Genomic DNA, 5,312 nt, shown 5'->3' on the forward strand with positions numbered 1-5,312 from the left:
CTCGCCAACCAATATGGGCATGTCATTGTTAGCCGATTTGGCGGCCAATGATTTTGGCTATATCACTATCAGTCAAAGTCTCGATCGCATCGACAAGACCCTAACCACGATGGAAAAGCTGGAACGCTATCGCGGGCATTTTTATAACTGGTACGACACTCGCACCTTAAAAGTACTGCCGCCGTATTATATTTCATCGGTCGATAGCGGCAATCTGGCGGGTAGTTTACTGACCTTGGCTGCGGGCCTCGCCGAATTCAATCATCAGCCTATTATTACCGCCAGCGCATTTGAAGGTCTTCTAGATACCTTTAAGGTATTCGTTGAGTCGCTTGATGCCGCAACCCAAAAGTCATTGGCCAGTGAAATTAACCGTCTGAATGAGGTTCTGAATTCATCTATCTCACGACAAACTGTTATATCAATCGACAAAACGGCCGATATTTTAGAGAACATCAAACATAGCAGTGAAGTCATTGCTGAAATGTTAGTGACAGATATTGATGAAGAAAGTCGCTACTGGATACAAGCTTTTAACTTGCAAGTCAGCGCCTTACTGGATTCGCATACTACGTTGCTGGCTGAGTCCTCTCCATCAGATCCGATGCCAACGCTGCATGTATTAGCGGCCAGTCAAAATGTACATGCTTTATCAAATCTGAACCGGATCGATGCGTTAATTCATCGCTGCCATACCGTAGCGATTATGGATTTTGGCTTTTTATATGATTCAAAAGCTGAATTATTAACCATTGGCTTTGATGTCACTGAACGTCGCCGGGATCTGGCGTGTTATGACTTGCTGGCTTCAGAAGCCAGACTGGCCAGCTTTATGTTGATCGCTCAAGGCCAGGTGCCTCAGAAACATTGGTTTGCTTTAGGACGCTTACTGACCAGCCATGGTGGTGATATCAGTTTGATCTCCTGGAGCGGCTCGATGTTTGAGTATCTGATGATGCAGTTAATCATGCCCAGTTATGCGGATACGTTACTGGATCATAGCTGCAAGGCGGCTGTATCACGCCAGATTCAATATGGCCGGCAACGATCGGTGCCGTGGGGTATTTCCGAATCGTGTTACAACACCACCGATCTTAATCAGGTCTATCAATACCGGGCGTTTGGCGTTCCAGGACTCGGATTCAAACGGGGCCTGGGCGAAGATTTAGTGATTGCACCCTATGCCACCGCGTTAGCGTTAATGGTGATGCCACGCGAAGCCTGTATGAATTTACAAGCCCTTGAAGAACAGGGTTTTTCAGACGATTACGGTTTTTATGAAGCGATTGATTACACACCGCTGAGGGTGCCGCGAAATAAGAGTTATGCCATTGTGCAATCATTTATGGCGCATCACCAGGGCATGAGTTTGCTGTCATTCGCCCATGTTTTATTAGATCAGCCGATGCAGCGGCGTTTTCTTTCCGATCCACAGATCCGGGCCACGGAGTTGTTACTTCAGGAACGGGTGCCAAAACAAAGTGCCACATTGCATCCACATGCTGCAGAAGTCAGTGCAACCGCCAAACCACCGACGGCTGATAGCCGCTCTATGATGCGTGTCTTCACGCATAACACGCAGATACCTGAAGTCCATTTACTGTCTAATGGTCATTATCACGTGATGGCAACGAATTCAGGTGGCAGTTACAGTCGATGGAATAATCTTGCGATTACCCGTTGGCGTGAAGATGTCACTGCCGATAACTGGGGCACCTTTATCTATTTGCGTGATATGGATAATGGCCAGTATTGGTCTACCACCTATCAACCGACATTACGCAAAGCCGATCATTACGAAGCGATTTTTGTTCAGGCGCGGGCCGAATACAGACGCCTGGATGCAGAAATTGAAGCACATACTGAAATCAGTGTTTCGCCAGAGGATGATGTTGAAATCCGGCGGGTTACCTTAACCAATCAGTCGGAAGTCCCGCGTCGTATAGAAGTCACCAGCTATGCCGAAGTGGTGTTGGCACAATTAACAGCCGATTTGGCTCATCGAGCATTCAGTAATCTGTTTGTGCAGACTGAAATTCTAGCGGACAAACAGGCGATTATTTGCACTCGACGTCCCCGGACAGCCGGTGAAAAAGTGCCATGGATGTTTCATTTAATGGCAGCACCCGGTGCAATCACTGATTTACCATCATTTGAAACAGATCGCTCTAAATTTATTGGCCGCGGAAGAACTGCCGTTAATCCGGTAGCACTCACTCACAGAGATTTAGATGAATCCGCCATACACCGTTTATCTGATACCGATGGACCAGTACTGGATCCTATTGTCGCTATTCGTCGCACGCTGATGCTATCACCCGATGTGTCGACAGTCGTACAGATTATTTCCGGTGTTGCTGAGAGTCGTGAAGCGGCTCTGACATTGGTAGACAAATATTGTGATCGGCATTTTGTTGATCGGGCGTTTGAAATGGCCTGGTTTCAAAGCCAGGAAGTATTACGTCATCTTAATATCAATGAAGCGGATGCCCAGATTTATGGCCGTTTAGCCAACTCGGTTATTTTCGGCAATAGATTACGCCGTATTGCACCAGAAATTATTGCCCGCAATCAGTTGGGACAATCACGATTATGGCGTTTTGCCATCTCGGGTGATTTACCCATTGTGTTGTTGCATATCGGTGATATCAATCGTATCGACCTGGTCAAACAGGCTCTGCAGGCCCATTCATACTGGCGCATGAAAGGTCTGGTTGCTGATCTGGTGATCATCAATGAAGATTTTTCCAACTACCGTGCTGAGCTTCAGGATCGCATTATGTCTCTGATTAATGCCGGCCCGGAAGCACAAGTGCTGGATAAACCGGGTGGTGTATTTTTACGCCGTTCCGATGAGCTGACCGAAGATGAGAGAGTGTTATTGCAGACCGTTGCTCGTCTGGTATTCAGCGATATTCATGACACCCTGATTGAACAAGTGGATCGTCGTGTTTCCGTTTCAAGCACATCAGATCAATTAACCACCACGGCAAAACCAGCCTTACTTCCGTCCAAGCCGCTGGAACCGCGTGATGGTATTTTCAAAAATGGCCTGGGGTGTTTCACACCCGATGGTCATGAATACGTTGTAAAACTTGAACCGGGTAAAACAACACCAGCCCCTTGGGTGAATGTGATTGCCAGTCCACATATCGGTACCGTGGTCAGTGAAAGTGGTGGCCCATATACCTGGGTGAAAAATGCTCATGAATTCCGACTCACGCCGTGGCTGAATGATCCGGTCAGTGACAGCAGTGGTGAAGCCATTTATATACGTGATGAAGCAACTGGTGAATTCTGGTCACCCACTCCGTTACCGGCACGAGGCCGTTCAGGTTATGTCTGCCGCCATGGTTTTGGTTATAGCGTGTTTGAGCATAACGAAGCTGAAATCACTTCTGAACTCACCACCTATGTAGCAATGGATGCTGCCGTAAAATTTGTAGTGGTAAAACTGACCAATCAGTCAAAACGTAGCCGAAATCTGTCATTAACCGGTTATTGGGAATTAGTGTTGGGTGAATGGCGGCATAGCAATCTAATGCATATTGTCACTGAAACTGAGCCACATTCGGGCGCTGTGTTTGGCCGTAATGCTTATAGCCGTGAATACGCAAACCAGATTGCGTTTGTGCATATCAGTGAACAGAAACAAACCATGACCGGCAATCGTACGGAATTTATTGGCCGTAATGGTTCGCTGGCAAATCCTGCGGCGATGGTAAAACAACAATTATCCGGTAATACCGGCGCGGGACTCGATCCCTGTGCGGCCATTCAAAGTAAATTTGAACTGGCGGCCGGTCAAACGCGTGAAGTGGTCTTTGTAGTTGGTTCGGCAACAAGTGTGCATGAAGCGAATCAGCTGATTCACCAATATGGTGGGCCCGTTGGCGCCAAACAGGCTCTGGAATCGGTTTGGGAATTCTGGAATCACACCCTGGGTACCATCAATGTCGACACCCCGGATCCGGCTTTGAATGTATTAGCCAATGGCTGGCTGGTTTATCAAACCATTTCCTGTCGTTTATGGGGACGTAGTGGCTATTATCAGTCGGGTGGTGCGTTTGGTTTCCGTGATCAATTACAGGACACCATGGCCTTAATTCATGCCACGCCCTGGCTGGCCCGTGAACAGATCCTGCTATGTGCTGGCAGACAATTTGTCAAAGGCGATGTCCAGCATTGGTGGCATCCGCCAAATGGTCAGGGTGTGCGAACGCATTTTTCTGATGATTATCTGTGGTTACCGTATGCCACCTGTCGTTATGTGATGACCACGGGTGATACCGGCATTCTTGATGAGCAGATTCATTTCCTCGAAGGCCGCGAATTAAGTGCTGATGAAGAAGCCTATTATGACCAGCCACAACGTTCGACTGAAATCGCCAGTGTTTATGAACATTGCGTCCGTGCACTCAAACATGGTTTACGCTTTGGAGCGCATCAATTGCCGCTGATGGGTTGCGGTGACTGGAATGACGGAATGAATCTGGTCGGGCAAGACGGCAAAGGCGAAAGCGTCTGGCTGGCATGGTTTTTATATGACAATTTGCAGCAGTTTGCACAGCTGGCAATCACGTTCAGTGATGCTGAGTTTGCTGATAAATGTCAGCAACAGGCTGAAATACTGCGTCATAACATTGAAGAAAATGCCTGGGATGGCGAATGGTATCAGCGCGCCTGGTTTGATGATGGCACGCCGTTGGGCTCTGCCAGCAATGATGAATGTCAGATAGATTCCATCAGTCAGAGTTGGTCGGTCTTATCCAAAGGCGGTGAATTAAACAGAACCATTCAAGCTATGAGTTCCGTGGATAAACGTCTGGTACGCCGCGATGCCCAGCTGATTCAGTTACTGGATCCACCGTTTGATAAATCTGATCTGGAACCGGGATATATTAAAGGTTACGTGCCAGGTGTTCGTGAAAACGGTGGCCAATATACTCATGCGGCTATCTGGACCACCATGGCATTTGCCGCGATGGGCGATAAAAAGCGTGCCTGGGAATTTTACGGCATGCTCAATCCTGTCAATCATGGTGATACAGCAGAAGCCATTGCTCGTTATAAAGTTGAGCCGTATGTAATGTGCGCCGATATTTATGGTGTGGTGCCGCATACCGGCCGCGGTGGCTGGACCTGGTATACCGGTGCAGCGGGCTGGATGTATCGGCTGACGGTAGAAACGTTATTAGGCCTCAATCTGGAAGATGGCCATCTCCGAATTGCTCCGTGTGTTCCAGACGACTGGCCATCGTTTAAGGTGCATTACCGTTACCATGAAACGCTGTATCACATCACGATAAATT

General features: G+C 47.9%; 1 protein-coding gene. It reads left to right on the forward strand.

The window, feature by feature from the left end:
• On the forward strand, nucleotides 1-5,312 hold a 5,312-nt coding region (locus B3182_RS15315), incomplete at both ends, for a GH36-type glycosyl hydrolase domain-containing protein (RefSeq protein WP_292753421.1).

Source organism: Methylophaga sp. UBA4204 (assembly GCF_002379485.1).
GTDB lineage: Bacteria > Pseudomonadota > Gammaproteobacteria > Nitrosococcales > Methylophagaceae > Methylophaga.